The organism is Corynebacterium sp. TAE3-ERU30, from assembly GCF_019209925.1.
Lineage (GTDB): Bacteria > Actinomycetota > Actinomycetes > Mycobacteriales > Mycobacteriaceae > Corynebacterium > Corynebacterium megadyptis.
In genome coordinates, this window is record NZ_JAHUTO010000002.1 from 63,636 (window position 1) to 78,456 (window position 14,821).

General features: G+C 57.6%; 9 protein-coding genes and 3 tRNA genes. 5 read left to right on the top strand and 7 right to left on the bottom strand.

Translation table 11 applies throughout. The annotated features are described in order from the left end of the window. The first annotated feature begins 82 nt into the window (after positions 1-82). Complete coding sequence (locus KR227_RS03335) at positions 83-1,468, top strand: YdiU family protein (RefSeq protein WP_218363723.1); 1,386 nt, start codon at positions 83-85, stop codon at positions 1,466-1,468. Between the two features lie 24 nt (positions 1,469-1,492). Beyond that, complete coding sequence (locus tag KR227_RS03340; RefSeq protein ID WP_218363724.1) at positions 1,493-2,491, top strand: bifunctional NUDIX hydrolase/histidine phosphatase family protein; 999 nt, start codon at positions 1,493-1,495, stop codon at positions 2,489-2,491. Between the two features lie 104 nt (positions 2,492-2,595). Here the strand turns inward: KR227_RS03340 and leuD are convergent, their stop codons facing one another. Further along, a complete protein-coding gene (leuD, locus tag KR227_RS03345; protein WP_218363725.1) occupies positions 2,596-3,183 on the bottom strand; it encodes a 3-isopropylmalate dehydratase small subunit in 588 nt (195 codons plus the stop codon). Positions 3,184-3,213: 30 nt separating this feature from the next. Then, the gene (leuC, locus tag KR227_RS03350) at positions 3,214-4,632 is read right to left on the bottom strand and encodes a 3-isopropylmalate dehydratase large subunit (protein WP_218363726.1); all 1,419 of its coding nucleotides are present in this window, start codon (positions 4,630-4,632) and stop codon (positions 3,214-3,216) included. A 230-nt stretch (positions 4,633-4,862) separates the two neighbouring features. Here leuC and KR227_RS03355 point away from each other — a divergent pair, with 230 nt between their 5' ends. Continuing rightward, the gene (locus KR227_RS03355; protein ID WP_218363727.1) at positions 4,863-5,588 is read left to right on the top strand and encodes an IclR family transcriptional regulator; all 726 of its coding nucleotides are present in this window, start codon (positions 4,863-4,865) and stop codon (positions 5,586-5,588) included. A 567-nt stretch (positions 5,589-6,155) separates the two neighbouring features. On the opposite strand, the gene KR227_RS03360 is transcribed toward KR227_RS03355, so the two are convergent. Together KR227_RS03360 and KR227_RS03365 are read right to left on the bottom strand one after the other, a co-directional pair. Beyond that, complete coding sequence (locus KR227_RS03360) at positions 6,156-8,378, bottom strand: AAA family ATPase (protein ID WP_218363728.1); 2,223 nt, start codon at positions 8,376-8,378, stop codon at positions 6,156-6,158. A 1,607-nt stretch (positions 8,379-9,985) separates the two neighbouring features. After that, positions 9,986-10,058, bottom strand: a tRNA-Glu gene (locus KR227_RS03365). Positions 10,059-10,911: 853 nt separating this feature from the next. Here KR227_RS03365 and KR227_RS03370 point away from each other — a divergent pair. Together KR227_RS03370 and KR227_RS03375 are read left to right on the top strand one after the other, a co-directional pair. Continuing rightward, entirely contained in the window at positions 10,912-11,325 is a 414-nt protein-coding gene (locus tag KR227_RS03370) for a Rieske (2Fe-2S) protein (RefSeq protein WP_218363729.1), read from the top strand. A 133-nt stretch (positions 11,326-11,458) separates the two neighbouring features. After that, complete coding sequence (locus KR227_RS03375) at positions 11,459-12,823, top strand: MFS transporter (RefSeq protein ID WP_218363730.1); 1,365 nt, start codon at positions 11,459-11,461, stop codon at positions 12,821-12,823. 170 nt (positions 12,824-12,993) lie between these two features. On the opposite strand, the gene KR227_RS03380 is transcribed toward KR227_RS03375, so the two are convergent. From KR227_RS03380 to gltX, 3 genes are all read right to left on the bottom strand, one after another. Further along, positions 12,994-13,066: transfer RNA gene (locus KR227_RS03380), tRNA-Glu, on the bottom strand. A gap of 35 nt (positions 13,067-13,101) precedes the next feature. Then, a tRNA-Gln gene (locus tag KR227_RS03385) sits at positions 13,102-13,173 on the bottom strand. A gap of 128 nt (positions 13,174-13,301) precedes the next feature. After that, positions 13,302-14,798 carry a glutamate--tRNA ligase gene (gene gltX / locus KR227_RS03390; protein WP_218363731.1) on the bottom strand — a complete coding sequence of 499 codons (1,497 nt, stop codon included), beginning with the start codon at positions 14,796-14,798 and terminating at the stop codon, positions 13,302-13,304. Between the last annotated feature and the right edge of the window lie 23 nt (positions 14,799-14,821).

Consider the following 14,821-nt stretch of genomic DNA (forward strand, 5'->3'; position numbering starts at 1 on the left):
GGAGTCGCCGCAGACAGTGCTGCATCTGTGTGCGAGTCTACCGAGCATTACCCAGCGGCCGTGGACAGTACACTGTGGCGGTATGTCTACTCCTGTGTTGCGCGCCGAGTTTGCCGAGAACTTCCCCGATCTCTGCCTTGAGTGGCAGGCAGCTGATTATCCCGATGCCTCGCTGCTGCAACTCAATGAGCCTCTCGCGGCGGAGCTGGGGTTGGATCCGCAGTGGCTGCGCACGGATGCGGGGCTGGATTTTCTGTGCGGCCGGGCTAGCGGCTGCTATACCCAGCCGGTGGCCCAGGGCTATGCGGGCCACCAGTTTGGCCAGTTCAATCCGCAGTTGGGCGATGGCCGCGCCCTGCTGCTCGGCGAGCTCGACACACCTGGTGGGCTGGTGGATCTTCACCTCAAGGGCTCGGGGCCCACACCTTTTTCGCGGGGCGCGGATGGGTATGGGGCGCGCGGGCCGATGCTGCGGGAGTATCTGATCTCCGAGGCGATGCACGCTCTCGGCATCCCGACCACGCGGGTGCTGGCGGTGATTGATACCGGCCGCAGCGTGCTGCGTAGTGGCCCTGAGCGCGGGGCGATGATTGTGCGGGCGGCCAGTTCCCATATTCGCGTGGGCACCTTCCAGATGGCGACGGTCCTTGGCGCCGAGGATGTTTCCGCCCAGCTGGTCGAGTATTGCCTCCAGCGGCATTATCCCGAGTATGCCGGCGGCGGGGCGCTGGCCTTGCTCGAGCAGGTGATGAACACCCAGATGCACACCGTGGCGCAGTGGATGGGCGTGGGCTTTATCCACGGGGTGATGAACACCGATAACACCACGATCAGTGGCGAGACGATCGATTACGGCCCCTGTGCTTTTCTCGACGCCCACGCCACGGATGCGTGTTTCTCCAGCATCGACACCACCGGCCGCTACCGCTACAGCCAGCAGCCGGCGATCCTCGGCTGGAATATGGCCCGCTTCGGTGAGGTGCTGCTGCCGCTTATCGACGCCGACCCGCAGGCCGCCATCGCCCAAGCCCAAGAGGTCCTGAGCAGCCAGGGCAGTCGCTTCGACGCCATCGCCACCGAAATGTGGGCCGCCAAGCTCGGTATCAGCGGCCGGCCACAGGCGCCGCAGGTGGTCTCCCTTGCCCTGGATTATCTGCGCCGCGAGCAGCCGGATCACACCACGTTTTTCGCCTCCCTCGAGGACTACGCAGCAGAGCAGACCCATCCTCTGTGGCAGGCGTGGCGGGACTGCGAGCCGGATCCGCAGCGGAATAATCCGGTGGTCATTCCCCGCAACCACGAGGTGGAACGCGCCCTCAGCGCGGCCGTTCAGGATGATTGGCAGCCGTGGGATGCACTCCTGCACGCGCTGCGCCACCCCTTCGATGCCGACGCCGCCTATCCGGAGCTGCTCAAGCCGGCAGCTGCGGAATGGACGGAGACTTTCACCACCTTCTGCGGCACCTAAGACCGCCGTCCTACAATTGCAGCTATGGCTTCTCACGCGCAGGAAACTGATAAAGACCGCAAGAACAACGTGCTTGTCACGGGTCGGCTGCAAAAAATTCCTTCTAATCCCTGCAAGGACATCACCCGCCCGACCCTTGCTGCGGGCGCGGTGCTGTGGCGCGGCGATCGTTCCCGCCCCGAGGAGATCGAGGTGGCGGTGATTCACCGCCCCCGCTATGACGACTGGTCTTTGGCGAAGGGCAAGCTGGATCCGGGTGAGTCCCTGCCGGTGACTGCCGCCCGTGAGATCGAGGAAGAAACCGGCTACGAGGTCCGCCTGGACAAGCTCATCGGCAAGGTCAGCTACCCGGTGCACAAGCGCACCAAGGTGGTCTATTACTGGCTGGCCGAGGTCATCGGCGGCGAGTTCAGCGCCAACGATGAGGTGGACACGCTGCGCTGGCTGCCCATTGACGACGCCGCCTCGCTGCTGTCCTACCAGCTGGATGTGGATGTCTTGCGCAAGGCCGAGAAACGACTGCGCCTTGCCCCGGATACCCGCGTCATTCTGCTGCGCCACGCCAAGGCCTATCAGCGGAAGAATTGGCAGGGCGATGACTCTATCCGGCCTTTGGATAAGAAAGGGCGTCGACAAGCGGAAATGCTGGTGCCTTTGCTCAGCGCTTTCCGCCCCGAGCAGCTGTATTCCGCCGAACCTGATCGCTGCCAGGACACTATTGCCCCGCTGGCCGATGAGCTGGGCATGGATGTCACCGTCAATGAGCTCTTCGGCGACAATGCCTGGCTTTCGCAGATGACAAACTGCCACAGCGCCATCTCGGAGCTGTCCCGCAGCGGCACGATTTCGGTGGTGTGCTCCCAGGGGATCTGGATTCCCGATGTGGTGGCGTGGGCCGCGGCCCGCGGTCAGCTGCCGATCGATGAGATTAAGGCGAAGAAGGGCTCGATGTGGATGCTGGACTTCCGCGACGGGCAATTGGTGGGCGCGGACTATCTCGCCAGTGCCCTGCCGGTGAAATAGCCGGCTTATCGCCCGCATACGCCATACAACCCCGCCGAGGTGGATAACACCATGGCGGGGTCGTGTGCTGCGCGGGGCGCGGGCGCTTACTCGCGGCGGCGGGCTTAGAAGACCCGCGGCATGAAGGGCTTGCGCTGGGCCTCGAAACGCTTGATGGCGTCTTCATCGCGCAGGGTGAGGCTGATATCGTCGAGCCCCTCGATCAGCCGCCAGCGGGTGTAGTCATCTACCTCGAAAGGCAGGATGTGTTCGCCGGCGGTGACGGTGCGGTCGACGAGATTGACCGTCAGTTTCAGGCCCGGGGTCTGCTCCATCAGCTTCCACAACAGCTCGATATCGCTGTGCTCCATCTGCGCGGCCAGCAGCCCGGCCTTACCGGCGTTGCCGCGGAAAATATCGGCGAAACGCGGGGAAAATACCACCCGGAAACCATAGTCCATGAGCGCCCACACGGCGTGCTCACGGGAGGAGCCGGTGCCGAAGTCCTCGCCGGCGACCAAAACCGAGCCTGCTGCGTAGTCCTCTTGGTTGAGCACGAACTCGGGGTCGCGTCGCCACGCGGCGAACAGCCCGTCCTCGAAGCCGGTGCGGCTGACCCGCTTGAGGTAGACGGCGGGGATGATCTGGTCGGTGTCCACGTTCGACCGCTTCAGCGGCACGCCGACACCAGTGTGAGTGTGAAACTTCTCCATTGTTGTTCTCTTCTCCTACTGCGACGGTGCTTAGAGGTCTGCGGGCGATGCCAGGGTGCCGGCCACCGCGGAGGCGGCGGCCACTGCGGGCGAGACCAAGTGGGTGCGACCGCCCTTGCCTTGGCGTCCCTCGAAGTTGCGGTTCGAGGTGGAGGCGCAGCGCTGACCGGGCGAGAGCTGGTCGGGGTTCATGCCCAAACACATCGAGCAGCCGGGCTGGCGCCACTCGGCACCGGCGGCGGTGATGATCTTATCCAGGCCCTCGGCCTCGGCCTGTTCCCGCACCCGCTGGGAGCCGGGCACCGTGAGCATGCGAACATTCTCGGCCACGCGGCGACCCTTGAGCACCTCAGCGACCGCCCGCAGATCCTCAATGCGGCCATTGGTGCAGGAGCCGACGAAGACGGTATCGATTGTCACCTCGCGCAGCGGCTGGCCGGGAATCAAGCCCATATAGTGGATGGCCTTCTCCGCGGCCGAGCGCTCGTTTTCGTCGCTGATCTCCTCCGGGTTGGGCACGCACTCGGCCAGCGGCAAACCCTGGCCCGGGTTGGTGCCCCAGGTGACGAAGGGAGTGAGGGCATCGCCGTCGATGGTGACGACCTTGTCATAGCTGGCGCCCTCATCGGTGCGCAGGCTGGACCAGTATTCGACGGCCTGATCCCACAGCTCGCCCTCGGGCGCGTACTGCCGGCCCTTGATGTAGTCGAAGGTGGTCTGGTCGGGGGCGATCATGCCGGCACGAGCACCCGCCTCAATCGACATATTGCAGATGGTCATGCGCTCTTCCATCGACAGCTTCTCGATGGCCTCGCCGCAATATTCAATAATGTGGCCCTGGCCGCCGCCGGTGCCGATCTGCGCGATGATCGCAAGAATCAGGTCCTTGGCGGTCACGCCCTCGCCGAGAGTGCCGGTGACATTAACGGCCATGGTCTTAAAGGGCTTCAGCGGCAGCGTCTGGGTGGCCATCACATGCTCCACCTCAGAGGTGCCGATACCGAAGGCGATCGCACCGAAGGCGCCGTGGGTGGAGGTGTGCGAATCGCCGCACACCACCGTCATACCGGGCTGGGTGAGACCCAGCTGCGGCCCCACCACGTGGACGATGCCCTGTTCTTGATCCGCCATGGGGTGCAGCCGCACGCCGAACTCCTCGGCGTTGGTGCGTAGTGTCTCCACCTGGGTGCGCGAGATTTCGTCCTTAATCTCCAGGATGGAACCGGTAGTGATGCCCTCGGTAGGGACGTTGTGGTCCTCGGTGGCCAGGGTGAGATCGGGGCGGCGCAAGGAGCGCCCCGCCAGCCGCAAACCGTCGAACGCCTGCGGGGAGGTGACCTCGTGAAGAAGCTGTAGATCGATGTAGATGAGATCGGGTTTGCCTTCTTCACCATGGGTCACGATGTGGTCGTGCCACACCTTTTCCGCCAGCGTTTTGGGGCTGGTCATATGATCACCGTTACCTTTCACTATGGTGCCTGCCGCAGCAGAACGGTCGTGTCTGCGTATGCCGCGGCGCGACTGGATGCACGGACGAGGGTTGTCCTCGGCATGTTCTGGCTGCGCATCTCATGCTCAACGTGGGGCTGGCACGCTGGGTCTGGGCGGTGTGTCAGGACACCCTGCTCAGCTCCAACCAGAAACTAGCCTCTCACGATATGGGATGATAATATCGTGTCATGGGAAAGTTTAACTCACTTGATGGGCAACAGTCCAGCGGAATCAAAGTACTGGACCGCACAGTACTTATCTTGAACACCGTCGCGAATTCGCCCCAATCCCTCAGCGAGCTGTGCGAACGCACCCAGCTTCCCCGCGCCACGGCACACCGGCTTGCCACCGCCTTAGAAATGCACGATCTTCTAAGCCGCACCTCCGATGGCAAATGGTCCATCGGCTCCGCATTGCGCGCGCTCGGTGCCTCGAGCTCGGACAAGCTTATCGACGCCGCCGTGCCCATCATGGCCAACCTGATGGAGACTACGCAGGAGTCCGTGCAACTATATCGCCTCAACGGAACGATGCGTACCTGCGTGGCCGCCCAAGAGCCCTCCTCGGGACTGCAAAACACCGTGCCCGTGGGCTTTCGCATGCCACTGACCGCAGGCTCGGCCGCGCGCGTCTTCGTGGCCTATGCCCCACCGCATCTGCGCGACACCATTCTGCGCGATGCCCACTTCACCACCACCGACTTGGAGCAGGTGCGCGCCCAAGGCTACGCAGACTCGGTCTCCGAGCGCGAGGTCGGACTTGCCAGCGTCTCCGCGCCCATCTTCGATGCCAATGGCGAACTCCTCGCCGTGCTATCGGTCTCCGGCCCCGCCGAGCGGCTTGGTCCTAACCCCGGGGCACGGCACGGGCAGGCCTTACTCGAGGCCTCCCGCCAGCTCAGCGGCACCGCCTAAACACCGGCGACTGTCATAGCCCGCAGATGGCACAGCCGGCGGATGCCGGCATACGAAAACACCTCCTCCTTGAGCTATCTTCGGAAAAGACATCTCTCAGGAGGAGGTGTGCGCGTTGTACATCGCGCACACGGGCTGGACGAATGAGAATAGGCCGAAAATCTAGCTGCTGGCAGCACTGCGCATTTTCTCACACGAGCGCTAACTGTCAGTTGTGTCCAAACCTATAATCCTCGAATAATCGCTGCCTAGTATAATTGCCGCCTAAATAGTCTAACGTGGCGCTCCAAGCAATTTTGCCGCGAAATAGCAAAAGCGACCCAAAACCTAAAACCACGAAAATCAAGTAACTTAACCAAAACTAGGCGTTATGTGAAGCTTCAATATCACCTTAGAGCCGCTTAGCCTATCGATACGCCAACGAAATTTTACGGGCCAAAGTCGGAACAAAGGAGAACTCAAACACTATATCCGCCGCTCAATATCGGAATAAAATAACAATGCCGTATGTTAAAAGTCCGCGCGCCATTATGTGGAACGGGATCGGCGCCCCAAAACTGCGAACGTCTAAGATCCGGCGTCGTTGACATTAATTCCCATCATCATGTTATAATGATTAATTTGCCCGGTAGCGTCAAATATATCTCTAAACACTCTAAAGTGCACGGAGCTGTCAAGATTAGTTTGAGCGCTATCTAAATCCCACCGAATCTGATGGGAACCGTCATTGACCCACGATAGAAGCGATTTAGCTGCGAGCTGGAGATCAACGCCAAGTTTATCGATAAGATCACCGTCCGGACCTCCGATAAGTCTGAAATAGACCTCAAGAATTCGACGCATTGAATTTTGAACACCGGCGCTTACTACTTTTTTCGATTCGGCCTCACGAATATCTCGCCAAAGCAATTCATACGTAGACTCAATTTGGTTTTCTGGGCTGGTATTTATTTGGGAAGTGCCGTCTTCCGCCTTTCGTATAAATGAAAATAGCCTACGCTTAGGATCCGGCACCTTCTTCCGGGGCCCCTCGTATATAACCTCCTGATAAAAATAAGCATTATGCGTGAGGACGAAGAGCTTATCAAGATAATTTGTTTGTTCCTCACTCTTGCAGGCAAAGTCTCTACAGAGGTGACTAATGGCGCTCAAACTCTGGGAATCGAGACTCGATATAGGATCATCAAGCACGACCCAAAACTTCGTATCGCTGGAACGATCAGCAATTCTATCGCTAATACGTTGAAAAAAATACAAAAAGGAGATCAGGGTCTTCTCCCCTTCGCTGAGTCTGCTAGCGCAACTTCCATCGTCCCGCTCAATACGATACTTGCTGCCATTGTCGATTAATGCTAGATGGAAACTCGTAAAACCTAACGATCTTAAATTTTGATTAATTTCGTTTTTAACATCCACGGCCGACGTCAACCGGCTTTTGCAGTTCTCGTATTCATAACGAAGATGATTAAGCTGCTTTTTAGCCTCTTCAATTTTGTCCCCAAGATTTTCGATTGCTTTATTAGGTCCCTCAACCCTTCCGCTATAACGTATGCATGCTGATGATACCTCTTTTTTTCCCAGAAAGTATAGCCAGATATCTTCTTTAAGAGTTAGTAGTGCACCTTTCGTATTTTCGATGTCTCGATTATATTCTTGGATTTGTTCATTTATCCTTTGACGCTCTTGTTCCAGTATCTTTACGGACTGCGGGAATTCTATTTTTACTGCCTTAGACATGTCAGCCGACTTTTCGGCGAGCAGCCTCAGATTTTCTTCAACCTCAGCCCTAGCCTGAAGCGATATTTTCTCGAAAGAACTGATATCAGCTACTTCAACGCCCTTGACGCTACGGACATAATCGTCTAGCGTTTCGAGATATGTGTTGAGGCTATTTCTTAGTGAATTGACCGCCCCCTTCGCTGATTCGTACTCGCGATCGAATAGTTTGCGGATTTCAGCTTCGAGATTCTCGTCTACCCCTTGTTGGCAAAAAGGACACACACCGCCCGAATGCCCGAGATAGTCTATTCCTTCTCTAACCCATTCTGTATTCTTCAGCTCTTTTATTAAGGAACTTAGCCGATTTGAGCTATCCTCAGACAATGGCTTTGCCAGAAGTTCTTCTGTAACTTTAGGTATTTCAGGGACAGCAGGTAGATCGGCGAGAAGCGCTACCTTTCTCGAAGTATTTGTGTTATTAAGCCGATCGAGCTTTTCTAGAAGTAGTTTTTCCGCTTCAGGGTCGTTCTGATCATCCTCAAGAGATAAGCGGTTGAATCTACTTATCGTTTCGTTGGAAAATTTCTCTTTGTTATTGAGAAAACCCTTAAAAGCATGCCGCTGGAGGGCATCAGGTAGATTTCTTTTACTTTTCCAAAGTTTGTATATTAATTCCTTTGTAGCCTCTTCGATTTCGTATTCCTTTTTGCTAAAACTAATTTCTAGACTACGCACTTTCCGCTGAGTTAATGCAATTTCTCCCTCATTAACCTCATCACCCTCTAACCTTATCAATGCTTCTTGTACTTCTGTTGAGCCCGCGCGAACAGTAAAGACTCCTTCAATTTCGGCGTCGGGACTAATAAAATTATCTATATATTGTTGGTCGAACAACTCGACGGAAACTGATGCCCCTGGTTCAACAGGCTCAACTTTCTGTAACTCTCTTGCGATACTAGACTTGCCAGATCCGTTTGGGCCGTATATGAAATTCGACTGAGCTATAGGTAGTTCTATTGTCTCCTCTTTAAAGCATGGAATTCTCGTTAGTTCGATCTTCTCGAGTTTCATATTATCTACTAACCTTCCTTTATCTGTTCGCTACTATCCGTCAACAGTCCGTACGACGGGTTCAACACCTAAATGTCCTCTGGTTTTAGTGAGACCAGCAATTATAAGTTCAAAATCGTCACCTCAGGTGTCTGCTTCTTTCAGTAACGCTAACAGCTGGTCTGTAAACCCGCCACTGAAATCGCTCAGAGCACCCCCAAACGCAGGAGCAATCGACGTCGCGGCATCCGTAGCACACATGTCCGGAGCGCGGCCTCGAACAGCATTCCACTTGGTGCCTCCCGTTCGGTTCGCCCCGCACTCAGGCCCGCCTAATGCTCGCCGCGGGTTTCCGCCGATATTTTTTCTTTAAACTGCAAGGTAGTGGTAGCCGGTAATGGGCCCGGGGATTATTTTACCTAATAATACTGCCATTTGGTTTGACTCTGATCGGCTCAACCGACCCCTCGGTAAAAGGAGAATATTCACGAAATTCGTGCCTACGCTTACGCAGCCTCCGTTGCGCTTTGGCACACCACGAGATGAGGAGAGTCCTCTGTGCTTATCTTCTCACGATGGGCTACTACTCACGCTCATCGAAACCAACGGATATTTTAGCGAGCAGCGTTACTACTAAAGGCCATGATATCGACGAGGTCCTCCTTAAACGGGCCGTCAACCATCAGGCGTGTTCGGCGTAATATAAATTCTTATGAGACAACTATGACGGCTATCTGACCTTCGGAAGTTGACTTCTATTTGGATAGCCGTGCCGAAGCTTTGGAATCTTTGCACCACGCTCTAATCCGCATGTAAGCTCTTCCCGGTCCCGTTACTCACTAAGATCGTCCTAGCCGAACGGCCTACGAAGATAAGGCGGTTCTGGTCGCAATCCGCCGCATCGAATTTTCTTTAAAGAGCGCCATAGGTAGAAACAGCATTCTAAGAGAAACGCAATGCGCTACCCTCGCCCTTCACGACAAAACAACTTTTGAGCAATGCGAAAGTTACGATTAGTTTTTCATCGCATCTTGCATATGATCAATTGGGTTTCCGGGTTCCTATGAAATTAATTATACCTCTACGGAGCGATAGAGTTTCACATCTTTGCTGGCGTGCCAGCCATGTCTGCTATAATGGTTGCAAATTTTGCGGCACGAACGTATGCAATTGCTGCAGGGGTTCGTCGAAATTCTATCCTCGTGATCGAATTCGTCGATTCGAAAGCCCGCAGTGTTTATCTTTATCTAGCTCGACACCATCAGCAAAATTAGAGAAGGAGTCCTCCACCGATGAGCGACTATTAACCTAGCGACACCCGACCAAAGGAGGACGTCATACCCAACGTGGACTGCTACCTGGCCGTAGCTGTCCTAATAGAAGCTTCCACGGCTTAACCAAGTAACTGGTCACCGATAGAAAGCTTCCCCATGGTAGGGTTCACCCCTGACCCGATCTTCTGGTCGATCCCGATATTTAAATCCGATAAAAATGTGCGCGACCAATCGCATCCTAGTGTCGGGCTACCCCTAGCAACGATTCATTGGCCGAAAATCAAACGAGACAGCCAGTAAGTCTTTACTGACTGTCCCGTTTCGTTTCAAATGTGGCCTGTATCCACACTGTTGTACCCCGTACGGGATTTGAACCCGTGTTACCGGCGTGAGAGGCCGGCGTCCTAGGCCGCTAGACGAACGGGGCCTTGGATCGCTTCGAACTGCTCGTTCGTTGCCTGCATAAAGTTACACGACGGGTACTAAGAAATAGAAATCGCCGCCCTCAGCTGCGGAAATAGGCGTTGAGGGCGGCGTCGATAAGGCGTGGGGTGCACACGCACACGCGGGGCGTCTTCGGCGGTAAGTGAAGACGCCCCGCGCTGAACAATAATGTGAAAACCGATCCATGAACGCTCGGAGCCTGCGCGACTGCGCGTTCACGCTAACGACGAAGGTGCGGAAGTGTCGTGACCCCGGTGTCGTGCTCTCACCGTGGGCCCGTCCGCTGTCTCTGCATCAGAGTCAGGTGTCGAGGTGATCTATGCGCAATCCGTAGACTATCGAGGAGGTCTCGGTGAACAGAGTCACGATAAACATTCACCTTCGCTTAGCTCTACCCTCGCGCATCCCTAGCGCGGAGAGGGATTAGATTATGGCAATGCTCGCTACGAAGGGGACGTGCGACGCTGTTACTAGAAAAGACGCTGCTTCAGCCATCCACTCTCCTTTGCTGACATAAAATTGCTCTGAACAGGTATGCGATATATCGCCGAGAATCTCACCCGATGCGCGCCGTAGCGGTGGCGACCCGCTGCGACTTAGACAACCCCGTCCTAGGCGCTGGTGGTTATCTCAAAAAACCCGTGTGAACTTCTCACCCCTCACTCTAGACCTCCAGCGACAGCGGGGGAAGAGATTCGCTATTTTTCTTTCCCCACTATTCCGCTTGTACCCCATATCGCCACCCCTGCTTCATGTGGGGGGAACGGGTACACCGGCACTCGTTTTAAGGAGCACCTTAATTTTCCCACCCGCTGAGCTGGGGTAGCGTGAGGCTCATGAGTGGTTTTGATACGTCCCGCTTCCCCTGTTCGCGGCGCAGCTTCCTCAAAGGAGTCGCCGCGGCGACCGCCGCTACCGCCTCCGGCGCCTTGCTCGCTGCCTGCGGCAGCTCTGAGACCGCCGCACAGGTGGATTCCGCATCCGTACCGGTGGGAGGCGCCGTCTTCGTCGAGGGCTGGGTTGTTGCCCAACCACAAGAGGGAGTGTTTACCGCCTACTCCGCCACCTGCCCTCACGCCCAGGGCCCCATCGATCACCTCGAGGACGTCGATGGCGAACAGGTGGCCGTCTGCTCCAAGCACATGTCGAAATTCAGCCTGGCCGATGGCTCGGTCATCGAAGGCCCCTCGCGGGATCCGATGGTGCCGGCCACGATCGACAAAGCCGGCAACGAACTGACCGTCTCCTAAAGATCCAGCGCCACACTGGGTGCGAGAGGTACACTTCTCGCGCTTCGAGGGGGCATTCACCTCCGCTTTTCCGCGCCACCCTCTATGGGGGATGAGGCGAGCGCCACGGCGGAGGCTGGTTTAGGCTCCCTCTATGCACCACCCTGATATCGACTCCACGTCATCTGCTACTACGCATCAGCCCGCGCCCTCGCGCACGGAGCGCCTTGATTCTCTTCCCGTGACCAGAAAACACGCCCAAATTTTGGGCGGCTCTGGGATCGGATGGGCGCTCGACGCGATGGACGTCGGGCTTATTTCTTTTATCATGGCGGCCCTCACCGCCCATTGGGGCTTGAGCCATACCGAAACATCGCTATTGGGATCCATCGGCTTTGTGGGGATGGCGATCGGTGCCACCTTCGGTGGTTTGCTCGCCGATAAATTTGGGCGCCGCTCCGTATTCACCCTCACCTTGCTGGTGTATGGCATCGCCACCGGTGCCTCCGCGCTTGCTGGCAGCCTCGCGGTCTTACTCGTGTTCCGTTTCATCGTCGGCCTGGGGCTCGGCGCCGAGCTACCTGTGGCTTCCACCTTTGTCTCTGAGTTCGCTCCGCGGCGCATCCGTGGCCGCATGGTGGTCATCCTCGAGGCCTTCTGGGCGCTGGGCTGGATCCTCGCCGCCTGTATTGGCGCATTCGTGGTGGCCGCCGACGATAACGGCTGGCGTTGGGCTCTCGCTTTGGGCTGTATCCCCACCGTGTATGCGCTCGTCGTTCGTTTTGGCATGCCGGAATCCGTCCGCTACCTCGAGGCCACGAACCGCCACGAGGAGGCCGAGAAGGTCGTCCGTTCCTTTGAAGAGTCCCCGGCTCTCGGACGCCAGCCGCAGCACGACCGCGCAGTGGCGGCAATGGAACCCGAGGTGGCGAACGCCCACTCTATTTGGGCATCGCCGCTGCGGCGTCGCACCGCAGCCTTGTGGACGGTGTGGCTGTGCATCAACCTCGCCTACTACGGGGCGTTTATCTGGATTCCCTCGATTTTGCACGAGCAGGGTTTCACCCTCGTGAAATCCTTCACCTTCACGCTCATCATCACGTTGGCGCAGCTGCCCGGCTATGCCGCGGCCGCCTATCTGATTGAGCGTTGGGGCCGCCGCTTGACCCTCGCGGTCTTTCTTGCCGGTAGTGCCACCGCGGCGCTGAGCTATGGTTTGAGCTCGGCGGAGTGGCAGATTATTGCCTCCGGCTGCTTCCTCAGCTTCTTCAACCTCGGCGCATGGGGTGCGCTCTATGCCATTGGGCCGGAGCTCTACCCCACTGCCCTGCGCGCCACCGGCACCGGTGCGGCCGCTGGTTTCGGCCGTATCGCTTCTATCGCCGCCCCGCTGATCGTTCCGCCCCTGCTCGCCTCCGGCGGGCAAATCATGCTCTTTACCGTCTTCGGTATGGCGTTTGCGCTCGCCGCAGCCGCAGCCTTAACGTTGCCGGAAAATACCAACGTGGCACTGGATTAGCCGCAGCACCGCCGCTCTCACAGCACGTGAGAGGACGGGGCGTATATACGACAAGAAGGGGCGCCGAGTGCGCCCCTTCTTCTTGTTATGCGCCATAGAGAGCTCGCGACAAAGCAACAACCTCCCCTTCGCTTCCACCGAAGTGAAAATGAAGAGGAGGTTGTATGTTGTACCCCGTACGGGATTTGAACCCGTGTTACCGGCGTGAGAGGCCGGCGTCCTAGGCCGCTAGACGAACGGGGCTTAGGAACCAGCATGAAGCGTACTTCATACTGAAGCTGGCCTACCAGGACTCGAACCTAGAATGACGGTACCAGAAACCGTTGTGTTGCCAATTACACCATAGGCCATTGCGCTCAGCTGCTGATTGTTATCAGCTCCTGCTGTGCAACGAGGAATACTATAACCATGACGGCTCTCATTGCACAAACCAGCAGCTCAGGCGGATTTTTAGAGCTTTATTGAGGCGCCAATTGCGTTAGTTGGCGCTCTCCTCGCTCCACGGGGTACGCGCCCGGGCAGCGCGCAGGCGGGCCAGGGTGGAGTCCTTGCCCACCAGCTCCATGGACTCAAACAGCGGCGGCGAGACCTGGGCGCCGGTAAGCGCCACGCGCAGGGCGCCATAGGCCTTACGTGGCTTGAGCTCCAGCTCTTCAATCAGACGAGAGCTCAGGGCCGACTCGATCTGTGCAGTGCTCCACTCCTCGAGCGGCTCCAGCACGGCGATCGCCTCGTCGAGGGCCTGGACGGCATCCTCCTTGAGGTTCTTGCGGGCTGCCTTCGGCTCCAACTCGAGGTCCTCATCGGCGACAACGAGGAAGCGCAGCAGGCCCCAGGCATCGCCCAAGGTCTTGATACGGGTCTGCACCTGCTCGGCAGCGAAACGGAAGGCGTCGTCGGGATAGTCTGCTGGGAAGTCGTGGTACTCGCTGAGATAGGTGCGCAGGCGGGAAGCGAAATCGTCGAGCTCCAGCAGGCGGATGTGATCAGCGTTGATGGCCAGCATCTTCTTCTCGTCGAAGCGAGCCGGGTTGGACAGCACATCGGTGATGTCGAAGTTCTCGATTAGCTGGGAGGTGGTGAAGATATCTTCATCCTTGCTCAGCGACCAGCCGAGCAGGGCGAGATAGTTGAGCATGCCCTCCGGGATGATGCCGGCATCGCGGTGGTTAAAGAGGTTCGACTGCGGATCGCGCTTCGAGAGCTTCTTATTGCCCTGCCCCATTACGAAGGGCATGTGCCCGAACTCTGGCACGCGCTGGGCCACGCCGATCTGCATGAGCGCCTCATACAGCGCGATCTGGCGCGGCGTAGAGGGCAGGAGATCCTCGCCACGCAGGACGTGAGTAACCCCCATGATGGCATCGTCCACCGGATTCACCAGGGTGTAGAGCGGCTGGCCATTGGAGCGGGCCACCACATAGTCCGGCTGGGTCTGGGACTTGAAGGAGATCTCGCCTCGCACCAAGTCATTCCACGCCCAGTCCTTTTCCGGCATGCGCAGACGCCACACGGGCTTGCGGCCCTCGGCCTCAAACGCAGCCTTTTGTTCCTCGCTGAGATCGCGGTCGAAGTTATCGTAGCCCAGCTTGGGATCGCGCCCTGCGGCCTTGTGGCGCTCCTCCACCTCCTCTGCGGTGGAGTACGCGGGGTAGACCAGTCCGGCGTCGATAAGCTTCGACAGCACCTCCTTATAAATGTCGCCGCGCTGCGACTGACGATAAGGCTCGTGGGGGCCGCCCTTTTCCACGCCCTCGTCCCAGTCGATTCCCAACCAGTTCAAGGAATCGATAATGGCCTGGTAGGACTCTTCGGAGTCGCGGGCAGCATCCGTATCTTCAATGCGGAAGATCATCTTGCCGCCCGTGTGGCGGGCGTAGGCCCAGTTGAACAGGGCGGTGCGCACCATTCCGACGTGCGGAGTGCCGGTGGGCGATGGGGAAAAACGAACGACAACTTCTGAAGTATGAGACATGGTTGTCTAGTCTAGTAGCTTTC

Bases quoted from the DNA above. Each gene is read 5' to 3' on its own strand.
- KR227_RS03370 (WP_218363729.1), top strand. From the start codon at position 10,912: ATGAGTGGTTTTGATACGTCCCGCTTCCCCTGTTCGCGGCGCAGCTTC.
- KR227_RS03355 (WP_218363727.1), top strand. From the start codon at position 4,863: ATGGGAAAGTTTAACTCACTTGATGGGCAACAGTCCAGCGGAATCAAA.
- KR227_RS03340 (WP_218363724.1), top strand. From the start codon at position 1,493: ATGGCTTCTCACGCGCAGGAAACTGATAAAGACCGCAAGAACAACGTG.
- gltX (WP_218363731.1), bottom strand. From the start codon at position 14,798: ATGTCTCATACTTCAGAAGTTGTCGTTCGTTTTTCCCCATCGCCCACC.
- KR227_RS03375 (WP_218363730.1), top strand. From the start codon at position 11,459: ATGCACCACCCTGATATCGACTCCACGTCATCTGCTACTACGCATCAG.
- KR227_RS03360 (WP_218363728.1), bottom strand. From the start codon at position 8,378: ATGAAACTCGAGAAGATCGAACTAACGAGAATTCCATGCTTTAAAGAG.
- KR227_RS03335 (WP_218363723.1), top strand. From the start codon at position 83: ATGTCTACTCCTGTGTTGCGCGCCGAGTTTGCCGAGAACTTCCCCGAT.
- leuC (WP_218363726.1), bottom strand. From the start codon at position 4,632: ATGACCAGCCCCAAAACGCTGGCGGAAAAGGTGTGGCACGACCACATC.
- leuD (WP_218363725.1), bottom strand. From the start codon at position 3,183: ATGGAGAAGTTTCACACTCACACTGGTGTCGGCGTGCCGCTGAAGCGG.